At 68.0% G+C, this 16,109-nt stretch carries 16 protein-coding genes; all 16 read left to right on the top strand.

What is annotated here, in order from left to right; genetic code table 11:
* The first annotated feature begins 8 nt into the window (after positions 1-8).
* The 16 genes from TGR7_RS02740 to TGR7_RS16720 are packed head-to-tail and all read left to right on the top strand — an operon-like array spanning position 9 to position 15,983.
* A complete protein-coding gene (locus tag TGR7_RS02740) occupies positions 9-2,813 on the top strand; it encodes an HzsA-related protein (RefSeq protein WP_049764605.1) in 2,805 nt (934 codons plus the stop codon).
* Positions 2,814-2,823: 10 nt separating this feature from the next.
* Positions 2,824-3,330, top strand: a complete 507-nt coding sequence (locus TGR7_RS02735; RefSeq protein WP_012637135.1) for a hypothetical protein — start codon at positions 2,824-2,826, stop codon at positions 3,328-3,330.
* Positions 3,331-3,333: 3 nt separating this feature from the next.
* The gene (locus TGR7_RS02730) at positions 3,334-4,089 is read left to right on the top strand and encodes an SH3 domain-containing protein (RefSeq protein ID WP_012637134.1); all 756 of its coding nucleotides are present in this window, start codon (positions 3,334-3,336) and stop codon (positions 4,087-4,089) included.
* Positions 4,090-4,145: 56 nt separating this feature from the next.
* Positions 4,146-4,760, top strand: coding sequence for an outer membrane beta-barrel domain-containing protein (locus TGR7_RS02725; protein ID WP_187148413.1), 615 nt, complete (start codon positions 4,146-4,148; stop codon positions 4,758-4,760).
* Positions 4,761-4,787: 27 nt separating this feature from the next.
* Positions 4,788-5,294, top strand: coding sequence for a peroxiredoxin family protein (locus TGR7_RS02720; protein WP_012637132.1), 507 nt, complete (start codon positions 4,788-4,790; stop codon positions 5,292-5,294).
* Positions 5,295-5,296: 2 nt separating this feature from the next.
* Positions 5,297-5,548, top strand: coding sequence for a DUF4266 domain-containing protein (locus TGR7_RS02715; protein ID WP_012637131.1), 252 nt, complete (start codon positions 5,297-5,299; stop codon positions 5,546-5,548).
* Positions 5,535-6,650 carry a DUF3570 domain-containing protein gene (locus tag TGR7_RS02710; protein ID WP_187148412.1) on the top strand — a complete coding sequence of 372 codons (1,116 nt, stop codon included), beginning with the start codon at positions 5,535-5,537 and terminating at the stop codon, positions 6,648-6,650. Before TGR7_RS02715 ends, TGR7_RS02710 begins: the two co-directional genes overlap by 14 nt.
* A 25-nt stretch (positions 6,651-6,675) precedes the next feature.
* Entirely contained in the window at positions 6,676-7,203 is a 528-nt protein-coding gene (locus tag TGR7_RS02705; protein WP_012637129.1) for a hypothetical protein, read from the top strand.
* A 12-nt stretch (positions 7,204-7,215) separates the two neighbouring features.
* Positions 7,216-9,078, top strand: a complete 1,863-nt coding sequence (locus TGR7_RS02700) for a tetratricopeptide repeat protein (RefSeq protein ID WP_012637128.1) — start codon at positions 7,216-7,218, stop codon at positions 9,076-9,078.
* Positions 9,075-11,843 carry a tetratricopeptide repeat protein gene (locus TGR7_RS02695; RefSeq protein ID WP_012637127.1) on the top strand — a complete coding sequence of 923 codons (2,769 nt, stop codon included), beginning with the start codon at positions 9,075-9,077 and terminating at the stop codon, positions 11,841-11,843. The genes TGR7_RS02700 and TGR7_RS02695 overlap by 4 nt, the downstream gene beginning before the upstream one ends.
* The gene (locus TGR7_RS02690; RefSeq protein WP_012637126.1) at positions 11,824-12,396 is read left to right on the top strand and encodes a tetratricopeptide repeat protein; all 573 of its coding nucleotides are present in this window, start codon (positions 11,824-11,826) and stop codon (positions 12,394-12,396) included. Before TGR7_RS02695 ends, TGR7_RS02690 begins: the two co-directional genes overlap by 20 nt.
* Complete coding sequence (locus TGR7_RS02685) at positions 12,393-12,668, top strand: hypothetical protein (protein WP_012637125.1); 276 nt, start codon at positions 12,393-12,395, stop codon at positions 12,666-12,668. Before TGR7_RS02690 ends, TGR7_RS02685 begins: the two co-directional genes overlap by 4 nt.
* A 30-nt stretch (positions 12,669-12,698) precedes the next feature.
* A complete protein-coding gene (locus TGR7_RS02680; protein WP_012637124.1) occupies positions 12,699-13,367 on the top strand; it encodes a MotA/TolQ/ExbB proton channel family protein in 669 nt (222 codons plus the stop codon).
* A gap of 8 nt (positions 13,368-13,375) precedes the next feature.
* Complete coding sequence (locus TGR7_RS02675) at positions 13,376-13,870, top strand: ExbD/TolR family protein (RefSeq protein ID WP_049764604.1); 495 nt, start codon at positions 13,376-13,378, stop codon at positions 13,868-13,870.
* Positions 13,867-14,379 carry an ExbD/TolR family protein gene (locus TGR7_RS02670; protein ID WP_012637122.1) on the top strand — a complete coding sequence of 171 codons (513 nt, stop codon included), beginning with the start codon at positions 13,867-13,869 and terminating at the stop codon, positions 14,377-14,379. Before TGR7_RS02675 ends, TGR7_RS02670 begins: the two co-directional genes overlap by 4 nt.
* Positions 14,376-15,983, top strand: a complete 1,608-nt coding sequence (locus TGR7_RS16720; RefSeq protein WP_012637121.1) for a hypothetical protein — start codon at positions 14,376-14,378, stop codon at positions 15,981-15,983. Before TGR7_RS02670 ends, TGR7_RS16720 begins: the two co-directional genes overlap by 4 nt.
* Positions 15,984-16,109 lie beyond the last annotated feature (126 nt).

Genomic DNA, 16,109 nt, shown 5'->3' with positions numbered 1-16,109 from the left:
GTGTACCCATGGCACTGGTCGCGCTGTTGAGCGGCTGCATCGTCAACGACGATGGCGTCGTCATCGAGGGCGATTTCCCGGTGGCCTATGTGCAGCGCAACGTCTCCACGGCGGGCAACCCCACCGACGGCATCATGTTCAGCCCCGGCGGCGACCTCTTCATTATGGAGAAGGCCTCCGCCAGCGCACGACGCATCAACATCACCCAGCGCGAGACCCAGGGACAGGGCGACGTCTCCGACCCGGAGGTCTCCTACGACGGTACGCGTCTGCTGTTCGCCATGCGACGCCACACCGGCGAGAGCTGGAACATCTGGGAATACGACATCCAGACCGACGCCCTGCGCCGGATCATTCCCGACGACGAGACGGCGAATCTCGGCAACGACGTGGACCCCCACTACCTGCCGGACGGGCGCATCGTGTTCTCCTCCGACCGCCAGGAGAAGACCCGGGCCCTGATGCAGGCGGAGGAGATCGAACCCTACGCCTACCGGGACGAGTATGAACGGGAGGCCGTCATCGCCCTGCACGTCATGGATCAGAACGGGCAGAACCTCCGCCAGATCTCCTTCAACCAGAGCCACGACCGCAACCCCACGGTGCTCATGAGCGGCGAGATCATGTACTCCCGCTGGGACCACGTGGCCAACCGCAACCACTTCCCCATCTTCTTCACCAACCCGGACGGCACCAACATGTTCGTGCACTACGGGGCCTTCAGTCCGGGCAACAGCTTCCTGCATCCCCGGGAAATGCCGGACGGTCGGGTCATGTCCTCCCTGATGCCCCTGCAGGGCACCAGCGAGGGCGGCGCCCTGGTGATCATCGACATCGCCAACTATTCCGAGAACAATCATCCCGCCCCAGGTGTGCCCGCTGGAGGACAGGGCCAGTACCAGGCCACCCCCTTCCAGGTCCCCCTGGGCATGGACGTCTCGGAGCATGGCCGCTACACCACGCCCTACCCCCTGTGGGACGGCACCCACCGAGCCCTGGTGTCCTTCACCCCCTTCCAGCCGACCACCGAGGTCAATGCCCTGACCGGTGAGCTGGAGGAGGTTGAAGGACCGCCCCGCTACGGCATCTACATGCTGGACATGAATCGCCAGAGCCTGCGTCCTCTCGTCCCGCCACCAGCCGGCAAGATCCTCACCGATCCCATCGCCATCCTGCCCCGGACCTTGCCCAACGTCGTGCCGGACAAGAACCTGGACGGCGAACTTGCCAACCGCGCCAACGGTTTCGGCGGCACCGGCATGGGCGTTCTGAGCGTGAAGAGCGTCTATGACACCGACTTCCTGGACATCATGGGCAACAGCGTGCTGGTGGAGGGGGAGTCCATCCCCCGCGTTGATGGCCGCCCGGACTTGGCGACCCTGCGTGACCCTGCCCTGACCACGGCCGATGAGCGCCCGGCGCGCTTCATCCGGGTGACCCGGGCCGTGCCCACGCCGCCACGCATCTCCATGGACATGATCGGCGAGTCCGACTTCGAGATGCAGGAGATCCTGGGCTATGCCCAGGTGGAGCCGGACGGTTCCTTCCGCATCGAGGTGCCCGCCGACATGCCCCTGGGCATCGCCGTCACCGACGCCGAGGGCCGCGCCCTGCAGAGCCACACCAACTGGATCCAGGTGCGCCCCGGCGAGACCCGCACCTGCAACGGCTGCCATTCCCCGCGCCGCGCCGAGGGCCCGCTGAACGAGGGCCTCGCCGAAGCTGGCCCGTGGCCTAACAGTGTCCCCCTGTGGCAGGGTCATGCCCGGGAATCCATGGCCGAGACCCGCACCCGTATCGAAACGAGCGTCCTGAGCCTGATGCAGGACCTGGTCTACGAGGATGTGTGGAGCGACGAGACGATCCCAGAAGTTACGGCCGCGCCATCAAGGACAATCGATTACGCGGGGCTGGCTCCGGACATTCCCGCGCCCGTCAACGGCATCATCAACTACCCCGACCACATCCAGCCACTCTGGACACGGAATCGCGGCAGTGACACCTGCGTCACTTGTCACACGGGCACCGAGGGAGCCGCTGGTCTTGATCTCTCCAATACCCTGGGCGGCAGCGGCCGACTGGCCTCCTACGACGCCCTGATGATCGGCCCCCCGGTGGTGGATGAAGTCACCGGCCTGCCCCGGGTGGAGATCCGCAACGACCGGGTGGTGATCGTGCGCGAGCCGCCCCTGGTGCAGGTGGGCGGGGCCGCCAACAGCTCCCGCACCAGCCACTTGATCGAGCGCCTGTTCGAGCAGCCCCTGCGCTCCGCCTACCGGGACCGGGTGGGCTCCGAGGAGGCCACCCAGGACCACAGCGGCATGCTCAACGCCTCCGAGCTGCGCCTGCTGGCCGAGTGGATCGACATCGGCGCCCAGTACTACAACGACCCTTGGGGCGGTCAGGCACGCACCCTGGATAACATGCTGGGCCGGGTGAATGGTCTTTCCGAGGACGACTTCGACCCGGTCCACCAGGTGCTCATGAGCAGCTGCGCCAGCTGTCATCAGGCCTTCGGCAACACCGGCTACGTGCCCGACCTGAGCGTCACCAACGACGACTTCCGCACCAGCCGCTACGTGCTGACCGGCAACCCGACGGGTGACTTCAACATCACCGTGGGCATGGTCAACAACGTCTGCCAGCCCGAGCTCAGCAGCCTGCTGTACCGGCCCAGCTCCGATCCCGTCGAGGCACTGCATCCGGGCGTGGGCGTGAATCAGGATGAACCGGTTCTCTCCAGCCTTGATGCTGAATACCTGGTCATCTGGAACTGGATCAACGACGCCCGCGCGGCCAACGACTGTCCATGAGAGGTTCTGTGTGCGAAGTCTTTTTCGGGTAAGCATCACGGCGGCGCTGGTCCTCGGCGCCGCCGGCTGCCAGGAGGTGGAAGTCTCGGTACCGGAAAACACAGGCCAGGCCCTGTGTTTTGCCGATTATCAGACGTGTGTCGACCCCATCTTCCATGGCCAGATCAGCGGCGTGAGCTGTTCAGCCAGCAGTTGCCATGACGTGGGCGCGGGCTCCGGCGGGGGCTTCAAGATCTTCCCGAACCTGGCGCCCGGCGACGAGCGCATGCTGGCCAACTATTTCGCCGCGCGCAGCTTCGCCAACCTCACGGACCCGGATAACAGCAAGCTCCTGCTCGAACCCCTGCAGGGCAGTTTCGGCATTACCGGCACCCACGGCGGCGGCAACATCTTCCCGGATCGCAACGACGCCTGCTACATCGCCATCCGCAACTGGATCAGTCTGCGGGTGGACGACAGCAACAGCGAGGCCTGCGGCGTCTGCACTCCCGTAGACATCAGCAGCTGCGGATTCTGAACCATGCGGCTGCCACCCCACGTGTCGGCCTGGACCGTCAGCGCACTGCTCGGCCTGCTGCTCTGGCTGCCCGGCACGCTCCTGGCCGAGCCGGTGCGTGTCCAGGTGGTGGAACCGTTCCTGGAGCTTCACACCGGCCCGGGACGCGGCTATCCCGTGTTTCACGTGCTGGAGTCGGGGGATAAGGCCCTGATCCTCATGCGCCGCACCGAGTGGTTCAAGGTGCGCGGTGAAAGCGGCGTGGAGGGCTGGGTCGACCGGGCGCAGATGGAGCGCACCCTGACCGATGCCGGCGTGTCCATGGGCTTCGGCCAGGTGCTGCTGGAGGACTACCTGGCCCGGCGCTTCGAGATCGCCTTCGTCGCGGGACTCTTTGACAAGGAGGCCTCGGTGGGCCTGCGCGCCGGCTACCGGCTCGGCGAATACCTGACGGCCGAGGCGGGCATCACCCACGTGCCCGGCACCTTCTCCAGCTCCACCGTTTTCAATCTCAACCTGGTGTCGAACCCCTTCCCTGACTGGCGCATCTCGCCCACCTTCACCATCGGCGCCGGCTACTTCGACAACGTGCCCCAGCCGACCCTGGTGGCCGGAGAAGAATTCAGCGGCAACAGCGCCCTGGCCGGGATCGGGCTGCGCAGCTTCCTGAGCAGACACTTCGTGGCCCGCGTCGACTGGCGCCGGCACGTGGTGCTGGCCGGCGACGAGAGCAACCGGGAATACGATGAATTCAGCGCAGGCTTCGGGTTTTTCTTTTGACAGGTACGAGGAGACATGAATCCATGAAAGGGTCGATGGCAATGCTGGCGTCACTCATGCTGACGTCGCTCGTGGCAACCGTTCCGGCGTACGCCCAGGTCCCCGAGCCCCGCGAGCGCCAGGAGCCGGTGATCGAGCCCGCCCTGGAGCGCCCCGAAGTGGTGATCCCGCGCATCGACACGGAGAACTTCGAGATCAATGCCTTCGTCGGCCTGCTCAGCATCGAGGACTTCGGCACCCAGCCGGTCTACGGCCTGCGTGCGGCCTACCACCTGTCGGAGAACTTCTTCCTGGAGGCCAGCTTCGGCCTCTCCAACATCCAGGACAGCAGCTATCGGCGCCTGGGCATCCCCCTGTTCGAGAGCGAGACCGAGGACGTCGCCTATTACAACCTGTCCCTGGCCTACAACATCTTCCCCGGCGAGGTCTTCGTCGGCCGGGGCCGGGCCTACACCAGCGCCATCTTCCTGATGATCGGCGCCGGCAACATCCGCATCGTTGACGAGGATGAATTCACCTACAGCGTCGGCCTCGGCCTGCGCGTACTGCCCAGGGACTGGCTGAGCCTCAGGATGGATCTGCGCAATCACATGTTCGACAGCGACCTGCTGGGCCAGAGCAAACTCACCCACAACCCCGAGCTGAGCCTGGGCCTTGGCGTCTATTTCTAGGCCCCACCCATGGTGAAGGAGCAAGCCATGCAACACCCCCTCACCCGCCGTCTGCGTCTGCTGGCCCTGTGCCTGCTCGGCGCCCTGTTCATCATGTCGCCGGCCGCGGCCAGTTCACCGATGGCACCGGATTTCACCCTCAAGAGTGCCAGCGGCGAGAACCTGCGCCTGAGCGATTTCCGCGGGCAGGTGGTGCTGCTCAATTTCTGGGCCACCTGGTGCGCGCCCTGCCGGCAGGAAATGCCGCCGCTCAATGCCCTGCACGAACGCTACCAGCGCCTGGGTTTCGTCGTGCTGGGCGTGAGCATCGATGACGACCCCCGGGTGGCGGCGCGCATGGCCCAGCAGCTTTCAGTCAGCTACCCCATCCTGTTCGACACCGACAAGCGCATCAGCCGTCTTTACGAGGTGCGCGCCATGCCCAGCACCTACCTGATCGACCGGGACGGCCGGGTGCGGCACGTGCACCTGGGCTACCGCGACGGCTACATCGAGATGTACCAGCAACAGGTCCGCGAACTGCTGCAGGAGTGAACATGAAGACACGACAGACACGCTATCCGCGCTACATACGGGCCGGATTTTTGACGGGCCTGCTGGCCCTGGTGGGCGGCTGCGCCTCCATAGAGCCCTGGGTCCAGCCCTACGAGCGGGGCTTCCTGGCGGACCCGATCATGAACGCCGAGCGTGACCCACTGATGAGCGCCCATCGCCGGCATGTCTTCGACGTCCGCGAGGGCGCGAGCGGCGCCATCGGCACACCGGGGGGCGGCTGTGGCTGCAACTGATCGACCCGGCGTGCTGCTGCGCGTTATCGCGGCGCTGCTCTGCGTCCTGGGCGCGCCGGCGGCCGCCCAGGTGCTGCCCGACGACCGGTCCGACCTGCTCTACCACCACTACGACGGCGGCGGGGTGCAGGTCAGCGGCCCGGCGCTGCTGGTGCGCAAGGGCTTTGCCGACCGGGTGTCCCTCTCGGCCGGCTATTACCAGGACACCATCAGCGGCGCGTCACCCGATGTGCTGGCCACCGCAAGCCCCTATACCGAGCAGCGCGACGAGGTCACCCTGGGAATCGATTACCTCCATGCCGACTCCCTGATCAGCCTTGCCTGGACCCAGAGCGAGGAGAACGACTACGACGGGCAGACCCTGAGCCTGGGCGTGTCCCACGAGGTGTTCGGCGGCATGACCACCGTGTCCCTGGGCTATGCCCACGGCTCAGACACCGTGGGACATCGGGACACGGATTTCGAGGCGGGCCTCGAGCGGCGCACCTACTGGCTCGGCCTGTCCCAGGTGATCACGTCCACCCTGCTCATCAACCTCAACTACGAGGGCATCCTCGAGGAAGGCTTCCTGGGCAACCCCTACCGCGCCAAGCGGGTGCTGGGCGTGTTCGCCGACGAGGAGTTCTACCCCGGCACCCGCACCGCCAATGCCGTGGCCATCCAGGGCGTGAAGTATCTGCAGCCCGGCGCCTCGGCCCAGCTGAGCTACCGCTACTACCGGGACACCTGGGCGCTCACGGCCCACACGGTGGAGCTTCAGTACTCCCGCTACCTGGCCGACCGCCGCTGGCTGCTCGATGTGCGCTACCGCCACTACACCCAGTCTGCGGCGTCCTTCTACAGCGACAACTTCGAGCAAGAATTCACCTACATGGCCCGCGACAAGGAGCTCAGCACCTTCAAGAGCAACAGCCTCGGGGTGAGCGCCAGTTACGTGCTGTTCGAACGACCGGGGGCATTCTTCACCAGCGGCCGGGCCATCGCCTCCTACGACTACGTGCAGTTCGACTATGCCGATTACAGCGACGCCTTCCGCAATCCGGACGTGCCGTACTCGTTCGGCGCGCACATCCTCAACTTCAATCTGTCCCTCTGGTACTGAGCCCGGACAGGACAGGAGTGCCTCCATGACCACAGCCATCCGAACCCTGCTCATTCTGCTTGTCGCGTTCGTCGCTCTGTTCCAGGCCGGCGTCTCGGCCCAGGAACTGCGAAGCCTCGACGAGGACACCCAGGCCCTGAAGCGGGAGATCATCGAACTCAATCGCGAGCTGTTCATCCTGGAGGAAGAACTGCTGTTCCCCGCCAACACCCAGGTCGTGGTGTTCATCTCCACCGACGTGGGCGAGCTCTTCGCCCTGGATTCGGTGCGCCTGCAGATCAATGGCGAGGTGGTGGCCAACCACCTCTACACCCAGCGCGAACAGGACGCCCTGCGCCGCGGCGGCGTGCATCGCCTCTACCTCGGCAACATCCGGACCGGCGAGCACCTGCTGGAGGCGGTGTTCATCGGCAAGGGGCCTTCCGAGCGGGACTACCGGCGCGGCACCTTTCTGCGCTTCGACAAGGGGCTCGGCCCCAAGTACGTGGAGTTGCGCATCGAGGACTCCACCCGCAAGCAGCAGCCGGAGTTCGTGGTCCGGGAGTGGGAGTAAGGCACGGGATCCATGGGCATCCGCGCACACGCCAGACTCCGCCATCTCTGCACGGGACTCCTGTCCCTGTGCCTGGCCGCGCCCGTGGCCGCCGTCTGGGAGACCTCGCCCCGGGTCCGGGACCTGGACTACGGCAGTGTGCTCTATCCCTTCTACCAGCAGGAGCATTTCGCGGCCATCACCCGGCTGATGGTGGTCCAGTCCCGCGGGCCGATCCCGCATCACGAATACGAGGCCCGCTTGCTGCTCGGCGGCCTCAAGCTCACCTACGGCCTGCATGACAGGGCCGAGACCCTCTTCAGGCAGCTGCTCGGACCCGAGGTGCCCGCCGCGATACGCAACCGGGCCTGGTTTCACCTGGGGCGCATCCAGTACCAGAAAGGCCTGCACGAACAGGCCGAGGCCAGCCTGCAGCGCATGGAGGGCGAACTGGGCCCGGCCCTGGCGGGCGAACGCCAGCTGCTGCTTGCCCTGAACCGCATGGCCCGCGATGACTTCGCCGGCGCCGCCGCCGCCCTGCGTCCCTGGCGCGGCAGCCGCGAGCGGGCCGACTACGGGGACTTCAACCTGGCGGTCGCCCTGATCCAGGGCGGCGACAGGGAGGCTGGGCTCGCCCTGCTGGACCGCCTGGGACGCGCCCGGGCGACGGATGCCGAATCCCTGGCCCTGCGCGACCGCGCCAACGTGGCGGCCGCCGAGGCGCTGCTGCGGGCGGACGAGCACGCCCGTGCCCGCGCCCTGCTGGACCGGGTGCGCCTGGACGGGCCCTACTCCGGGCGCGCCCTGCTGTGGAGCGGCTGGGCGTCCACGGAACTGGGCGACCCCCGCCGCGCCCTGGTGCCCTGGACCCGTCTGCAGGGCCACGCCGATACCGACCCCGCGGCCCAGGAGGCCCTGCTGGCCGTGCCCTACGCCTACCTGGAACTGGGCGAGCAGACCCGCGCCGCCGCCTGGTTCGAGACCGCCGTGAACACCCTGGATGCCCGGCGCGCCGAACTGCGCAAGGCCATGGCGGAGATCGAACGCGGCGAGATGGTGGTGGGCCTGATCCTGCGGGAAAACCTGCGCAGCGCTGCCGGGCGGGCACCGCTGCCGGCCCAGGGCTACCTGGTGGACCTGCTCGCCGGACACCGATTCCAGGAGGTCTTCCAGAACTATCTGGACCTGCATGCCCTGCAGCGCAACCTGGCGCACTGGGCCGGCAGCATCGACAGCTTCGACGACATGCTCCAGGCCCAGGAGGCCCTGTACGCCCGGCGCCTGCCCGAGACCCGCGCGCGCCTGGAGACCCTGGACCTGCGCACCCCCAACGAACGGCGCGCCGAACTCGCGGCACGCTTTGCCCGCGCCGAGCAGGAGGGCGATGCCTGGGCACTGGCCAGCATCCAGGAACAGCGCCGCCGCCAGCGCCTGCAGGCCGTGGAGGAACGACTGTCGCGGCTGCCGGACGATGATCCGGAGGTGGTCGAACTGCGCCAGCGCCAGGCCCTGCTCCAGGGGCTGGTGCACTGGGAGGTGCAGACCGACTTCGCGCCCCGCTTGTGGGAGGCGCGCAAGGGCCTGCTGGCCGTGGATGCCCAACTGGCCGAACTGGCCAGCCGCAGGCGCAGCCTGCAGGAGGCCGAACAGCACGCCCTGACCCGTTTTCAGGGCTTTGCCGGGCGCATCGAGGCCCAGCGGGCACAGATCGCCCGGCTGCAGCCCCGGGTCGACGCCACGCTGGCCGCCCACGAGCAGCACCTGCAGGCCATGGCCCTGGAGGCCCTGCAGGCCCACCTGCACACCCTGGATGACCGGGTCCTGCGGGCCCGCTACACCCTGGCGCGGATCTACGAGGCCCAGGAAACGCTTGGCCAGCCGGAGCGCTCGCCATGAGGCGCTGGCCCCTCGCCCTCACCTGCCTGCTGTTCGGTGCCTGCGGCATCCGGCCCGCCGAACCGCCCACCCTGGGCAGCCTGCCGACGCGCATGGAATCCGCGGCCCCCGAGCGCCCCGTGCAGGGCGGCGCCGAGCGCGCCATGGACACCTACGAACGGGTGCTGGAAGAGGCGCCCCCGTCCGAAATGCGCGCCGAGGCCATGCGGCGCCTGGCAGACCTGCGCCAGGAACACAGCGAGGGGCGCGTCGCCGAGGGCGACCGACCGGCGCCCGGCACCCAGACCGCCATCATCGCCCTCTACGAGCAGCGTCTGCACGAGTACCCCGACCACCCCCACAACGACCGGGTGCTCTACCAGTTGGCGCGGGCCTACGAGCACGAACAGCAGCGCGAGGCGTCCCAGGATGCCTTGACGCGCCTGGCGCAGCAGTACCCCGAAAGCCCGCTGCTGGCGGAGGCCCACTTCCGCCGCGGCGAGACCCTGTTCGTGGACAGGGACTACCCCTCCGCCGGGGACGCCTACCAGGCGGTCCTGGCCCTGGGGGACGACACCGGCTTCTACGAGCATGCCCTCTACAAGCTGGGCTGGTCCCTGTTCCGGCAGCAGCGCCACGAGGACAGCGTGGACGTACTCCTTGTGCTGCTGGACCGCAAGGCCGTGGACGGGCGCACCGAGCCCGAGCGCCTGGCCGGCGGTGAGCGGGAGCGCATCGAGGACACCCTGCGCGCCGTGAGCCTGAACTTCAGCTACCTGGGCGGGCCCGAGGCGGTCACCGCCTACTTCCGGGAGCGGGGCCACCGGGACGACGAAGACGTGATCTACGCCAGGCTCGCCGAAGAGTACATGGAGAAGGAACGCTACTCGGACGCCGCCGCCAGCTTCGGCGCCTTCGTCCAGGCCCACCCCACGCGGGCGGAGGCCCCGGCCATGCAACTGCGGGTCATCGAGACCTACCGGCAGGGCGGCTTCTCCAGCGAGGTGCTGGCCGCCAAGCAGGAGTTCGCCGGACGCTTCGACCTGCACGGCCCGTTCTGGAGCGACCGCAGCCCGGCGGAGCACCCCGAGGTGGTGGCCGCCCTGGCCCAGAACATCACCCGCCTGGCCCAGCATCACCATGCCCGATTCCAGGAGGACAAATCAGATGCCGGGCACTTTGCCGGCGCCGAGCACTGGTACCGCCGCTACCTGGCCAACTTCCCCGACACCGACGCCACCCAGGAGATGCACTTCCTGTATGCGGAACTGCTGTTCGAGGCGGAGCGCTTCGCCGACGCGGCCCGAGAATACGAACAGGCCGCCTACCTCTACGCCCCTGACGAGCGGGCAGCAGAGGCCGGTTACGCGGCCCTGCTCGCCTACGACGCCCACGCCCGCACCCTGGATGAACGGGGTGATGCGCGGCTGCGCTGGGAGCGCGCCTCCCTGCAGAGCGCCGGACGCTTCACCGAGGCCTTCTCCGAACATCCGGAGGCGGTGGGCGTGCTGGCCCACGCCATGGACCGGCTGTTCACCCTGGGCGACACCCGGGAGGCGGCCCTGGCCGCCACGCGCCTGCTGGAACGCTACCCCGACGCCCAGCCGACTCAGCAACTCGGCGCCTGGGTGGTGATCGGCCACGTGGCCTTCGATGACGGCGATTACCTCCATGCCGAGCGGGCCTACCAGCAGGCACTGGCCTCACCGGTGCTGGAGGCCGAGCGGCGCCCGGACATGGCCGACCGGCTGGCCGCCTCCGTGTTCCGGCAGGCGGAGGTGGCCCGGGACGCGGGCGAGACGGACCAGGCCATCGTCCACTTCCTGCGGGTCCCCGAGGGCCGCTTCCACGCCAGCGCCCAGTACGACGCCGCCGACCTGCTGCTGGCCCGGGAGGACTGGACCCAGGCGGCCCAGGTGCTGGAAGGCTTCCGCACCCGCTATCCGGAGCACCCGTTGCGGCTGGACGCCACCCGCAAGCTGGCCATGGCCTACGGCTCGGCGGGTCAACCCGACCGGGCAGCCGGGGAATACCTGCGCATCGCCTCCGCCAGCGACGATCCGGCCGAGCAGCGCGAGGCCCTGCTGCTGGCGGCTGACCTGTACCGCGACGCCGGCGACCGGGGCCGGGAGGTGGCCGTGCTGGGTGATTACGTGGAACGCTTCCCCAGCCCCCTGGACCCGGCCATGGACGCCCGCCAGCGGCTGCTGGAGGCCCACCTGGCCAGCAATGACGCGAACCAGGTGCGGCGCTGGCGCGAGGCCATCATCCGCGCCGATGCCCAGGCAGGCAGCGCGCGCACCGAGCGCAGCCGCTTCCTGGCCGGCACCGCCAGCATGGCCCTGGCTGAGGAGACCCTGGAGGCCTACCGGGCGGTGCGCCTGGTGGAACCCCTGGACCGCAACCTGCAACGCAAGCGCCGGCTGATGGAGCAATCCCTGGAGGCCTTCGGCCGCGCCGGGGAATACCGCATCGCCGAGGTGACCACCGCCGCCACCTTCTACACCGCCGAGATCTACGCCGACTTCGGCCGTGCCCTGATGGCCTCCGAGCGTCCCCGCGGGCTCGACGAGCTGGCCCTGGAGGAATACGAGATCCTGCTGGAGGAACAGGCCTTCCCCTTCGAGGAGAAGGCCATCGAACTGTTCGAGGTGAACACCGCGCGCACAAGTCAGGGCCTCTACGACCAGTGGATCCGCAAGAGCTTCGAACAGCTGGCGCTGCTGCTGCCGGTGCGATACGCCAAACAGGAAAGGAGGGAGTCCCTTGTCGAGACGCTGCGTTGAGCTGATCGCCGGGCTGGCCCTGCTGAGCCTGGTCGGCTGCGCCGGCGCGCCCCGCGCACCCGAGTCCGTGGCGGACCCGGCGGCTGCGCCGTTCGCCCGGGCCGTGGAACTGATGCGCGCCGAACGCCATGCCGAGGCGGCGGCCCTGCTGGGGCCCCTGGCCGAGGCCCACCCGGAACTGCCCGGCGTGCACGTCAACCTGGGCATCGCCCGGGACCGGCTGGGCGATGAGGACGCGGCGGCGCAGGCCTGGCAGAACGCCCTGGCCGCGGAGCCGTCCCATGCCGCCGCCCTCAATCTGCTGGCGGTGCATCACCGGGAACAGGGCCGGTTCGCGGAGTCCCTCGCTCTCTACCAGCGCCTGATCGCCGCCCACCCGGAGCACGCGGACGGTCATCTGAACCTGGGCATCCTGTGCGACCTGTACCTGCACGATCCCGCCTGCGCCCTGAACCACTACCGCCGCTACCAGGCGCTCGCCGGGAGCGAGGATGAACAGGTGAGTTTCTGGATCGCCGACCTGGAACGCCGCGTGCCGGAGGGCAACCGATGAACCTGATGCGCACCCTTGCCGCCGCGCTGCTGCTCCTGCTCCTGCCCCTGACCGCCGTGGGCCAGGAGCAACGCGATCTGGAGGGCATGGCCGTGATCGGCACCCAGGAACTGCCCAAGGCGCTGCACATCGTGCCCTGGAAACGCGCCGAGCCGGGCGACCCCGCCCCGCCCCCGGGACAGGGTCTGCTGGGCGACAGCCTCGCGCCCCTGGACCGGGACGTGTTCCTGCGCGAACTGGATTACTACGAAACACTACGAACCCAACGTTAGTCAGTGCGCACCCCATAGGAGAGAAGCACCATGAACATCTACGCCAACATCGTCCAGTTCTTCCAGCAGGGCGGGGTCTTCATGTACCCCATCGTGGTGGTGCTGGCGCTGGGCCTGGCCATCGCCATCGAGCGCTACGTGTATCTGAGCGTGTTCAGCCTGCGCAACCAGCGCACCTGGCAGCAGCTCCTGCCGCTGCTGCAGACCGGCAAGCTGCGCGAGGCCCAGGCCTACACCGAGCAGTCCAAGGCCGCGATCAGCCGCATCCTGAACTACGGTCTCAGCCGTCTCGGCATCGCCCGGCGCACCAGTGACCTGGAGATGGCCATGGAGGAAGGGCTGATGGAGGTGGTGCCGCGCATCGAGAAACGCACCCACTACCTGGCCACCCTGGCCAACATCGCCACCCTGCTCGGCCTGCTCGGCACCATCATCGGACTGATCGAGGCCTTCACCGCCGTGGCCAGCGCCAATCCCGCCGAGAAGGCCGACATGCTCTCCGCCAGTATCTCGGTGGCCATGAACACCACCGCCTTCGGCCTGATGGTGGGCATCCCACTGCTGATGATCCACGCGGTGCTTCAGACCAAGAGCACCCAGATCATCGACAGCCTGGAGATGGCCTCGGTGAAGGTCATGAACATCATCGGCGACCGTGCCAACCGGCAGGCCGCCACGGCGACGGCGAGTGCGTCATGAGATTCCGCATGCGCAGGGCCCGGCAGAAGCAGGTGGCCGAGCTCAACGTCACCGCCTTCATGAACCTGATGGTGGTGCTGGTGCCCTTCCTGCTGATGATGGCGGTGTTCTCGCGCATCACCGTGCACGAACTGAGCCTGCCCAGCGCCTCCCAGGCGAGCGAGCAGGAACCGCCGTCCCTGCAGCTGGAAGTGATCATGCGCACCGATCACCTGGTCATCGCGGACCGCCGCCGCGGCCCCCTGCACCGCATCCCCAACACCGGGGAAGGCTATGACCTGGGCACCCTCGGCGAGCGGCTGCTGGAGATCAAGCGCGGCGCCCCGAGCATCGACCAGGCGACCATCCTGCTGGAGCCCCAGGTGGACTATCAGAGCCTGATCTGGGTGATGGACGTGCTGCGCGGTGGTCAGACCGACCCGGCAAGCGGCCTGCGCCAGCCGGAGCTGTTTCCGCAAATCTCCATCGGCGACGCACCGGTGCAGGGAGGGAGCGGTCGATGAAGATGTCCCGCCGTGCCCGCCGCATGGAGCGGCATCATCTGCGCGCCAAACGGGTGCCCGGATTCAATCTGGTGGCGCTCATGGACATCTTCACCATCCTGGTGTTCTTCCTGCTGGTGAACTCCACCGACGTGCAGGAGATCCCCAGCACCCGGGCCGTGGAACTGCCCGAGTCCGTGGCTGAAACCGTGCCACGCGAGGCCCTGATCGTCACCGTGTCCCAGGACGCCATCCTGGTGGCCGGTCGACAGGTGAGCACCGTCGTCGAGGCCGAGCAGAGCGAGGGACTGGTGATCGAGACCCTGCGCGTCGCGCTCGAGCAGCACGGCCGGCGCGGGCTGCTGCGCCGCGAGGACGACGAGGACCTGGGTGCCATCACCATCATGGGCGACAGGCAGATCCCGTTCAGCCTGCTCAAGAAGGTGATGGCCACCTGCACCGAGGCGGGCTTCAGCCAGGTCTCCCTGGCCGTGCACCAGACGACGCAAACCGCAGGTGGTGGCTCATGAGCGCCGTTCTCAACACACCCATGCTGCCCTGGACACCGGTCCCCGAAGAGGATCAGCGTTTCCGTCGTGTATTGCTGGTGGTGCTTGCGATCTTCCTGTTGCTGAGCCTGATCATGCCCTGGCTGCCGGTGCCGCAGCGGGCGCCCTTCGAGACCGTCGAGGTCCCGCGGCGGGTGGCGGAACTGGTGCTGGAACGTCAGCAGCCCCCCCCCCCGCCCGTGCCGGAACCCCGGGTGGAGGAACCCGCCGCACCGCTGCCTGAACCGGAGCCCGTGGTCGCCGTCCCCGAGCCGCCACCCCAGCCGGTGCCCGTACCGGAACCGCCGCCCCAGGTGGTCCAGCCGCCGACCCCCGAGCCGCCGCAACCCACGGCCCGGGAGCGCGCCCGCAGTTCGGGGCTGCTGGCCTTCAGCGAGGATCTGTCCCAGCTGCGTGACAACCCGAGCACCGAGACCCTGCGCAGCCAGCAGCTGAGCACCGGCGGCGCCAGCGAGAGCCCCCAGGAGCGCTCGGTGATCACCTCGCGCACCGGCGGCAGCAGCGGCGGCATCGACAGCGGCAGCCTGAGCCGGGATACCGCCGGCGGCGGTCAGCTGGCGGGGCGCCAGACCGCGCAGGTCACCAGCAGCGTCGACACCGGCGCCGGCGCCGCCACCCGCCGCGCCCAGGAACGCCGCGCCAGCCGCACCGACGAGGAGATCCAGCTGGTGTTCGACCGCAACAAGAGCGCCATCTACGCCATCTATAACCGAGCCCTGCGCACCAACCCCACCCTGCGCGGCAAACTGGTGCTGCGCCTGACCATCGAACCCCACCGGCCAGGTGAGCGCGGCGCAGATCGTCAGCAGCGAACTCAACGACGAGGATCTGGAACGACGCCTGATGCTGCGTGTACGGCAGCTGGATTTCGGGGCCAAGGACGTGAGCGCCATCACCATCACCTATCCCATCGACTTCTTCCCGTCATGAACCCACGCGCGCAGTCCTGGATGCTGGCCGCCGCCCTGTCGTGGGGCGGCACGGCTTGCGCCGGCAATGCAGTTCCTGAACTGACCGGTGTCATGCATGGTACGTCTGAACCCCGGGCGCTGTTCCGGGGACCCGGCGAGGATGAGCAGTGGCGGCGGCCCGGAGATGCGGTCGGCCCGTGCCTGCTGGCGCAGGTGTCGACAGATCACGTGATGCTTGATTGCCCTGGTGGCGCAGCACGTATGGACCTGAATGGGTCAGGCTCGGTACTCGCGCCTCTGGCAGATACTTCGCACGATACGGTCGAGCTGACCCTGGATGGCCCAGGCCTGAAGGCCCTGATCTTGGATCGGCAGCGGCTGGTGAACCAGGCCTCCCTGGAGCCGGTGGCCGTGGATGGCGTGATACAGGCCTGGCGACTGCAGCATCTTGCGCCTGACAGTGAACTGATAGATCTCGGTCTCACGCTCATGGAAGGCGACCTGATCACTGCCGTCAACAACATCCCGGTGAGTCAGAGTGCCGCCGTGATCGAAACGCTCAAGGCCTCGGCGGACCAGGAGGGTGTGCTGCTGAGCGTGGTGCGGGAAGGGCGCCCTCTGCATGTGACTGCACGCTGGGGTCAGACACACTGAACACAGCGGGGTTTCCCTCGTTGGTCAGATCCAGAATTGTGTGCGAAACACAGCCAACGCCGACCGCGACCACCCAGATCATGCACTGAAATGGTTTCGCGCTGCCTGCGCCCGGATCACGGGTGC

The sequence above is a fragment of the Thioalkalivibrio sulfidiphilus HL-EbGr7 genome, assembly GCF_000021985.1.
Lineage (GTDB): Bacteria > Pseudomonadota > Gammaproteobacteria > Ectothiorhodospirales > Ectothiorhodospiraceae > Thioalkalivibrio_A > Thioalkalivibrio_A sulfidiphilus.
This window is presented reverse-complemented; position numbering and strand designations above follow the sequence as displayed.

Coding starts and splice junctions, on each gene's coding strand:
- TGR7_RS02695 (WP_012637127.1), top strand. CDS start 9,075: ATGAGGCGCTGGCCCCTCGCCCTCACCTGCCTGCTGTTCGGTGCCTGC.
- TGR7_RS02670 (WP_012637122.1), top strand. CDS start 13,867: ATGAAGATGTCCCGCCGTGCCCGCCGCATGGAGCGGCATCATCTGCGC.
- TGR7_RS02715 (WP_012637131.1), top strand. CDS start 5,297: ATGAAGACACGACAGACACGCTATCCGCGCTACATACGGGCCGGATTT.
- TGR7_RS02700 (WP_012637128.1), top strand. CDS start 7,216: ATGGGCATCCGCGCACACGCCAGACTCCGCCATCTCTGCACGGGACTC.
- TGR7_RS02685 (WP_012637125.1), top strand. CDS start 12,393: ATGAACCTGATGCGCACCCTTGCCGCCGCGCTGCTGCTCCTGCTCCTG.
- TGR7_RS02725 (WP_187148413.1), top strand. CDS start 4,146: ATGCTGACGTCGCTCGTGGCAACCGTTCCGGCGTACGCCCAGGTCCCC.
- TGR7_RS16720 (WP_012637121.1), top strand. CDS start 14,376: ATGAGCGCCGTTCTCAACACACCCATGCTGCCCTGGACACCGGTCCCC.
- TGR7_RS02675 (WP_049764604.1), top strand. CDS start 13,376: ATGCGCAGGGCCCGGCAGAAGCAGGTGGCCGAGCTCAACGTCACCGCC.
- TGR7_RS02730 (WP_012637134.1), top strand. CDS start 3,334: ATGCGGCTGCCACCCCACGTGTCGGCCTGGACCGTCAGCGCACTGCTC.
- TGR7_RS02705 (WP_012637129.1), top strand. CDS start 6,676: ATGACCACAGCCATCCGAACCCTGCTCATTCTGCTTGTCGCGTTCGTC.
- TGR7_RS02720 (WP_012637132.1), top strand. CDS start 4,788: ATGCAACACCCCCTCACCCGCCGTCTGCGTCTGCTGGCCCTGTGCCTG.
- TGR7_RS02740 (WP_049764605.1), top strand. CDS start 9: ATGGCACTGGTCGCGCTGTTGAGCGGCTGCATCGTCAACGACGATGGC.
- TGR7_RS02680 (WP_012637124.1), top strand. CDS start 12,699: ATGAACATCTACGCCAACATCGTCCAGTTCTTCCAGCAGGGCGGGGTC.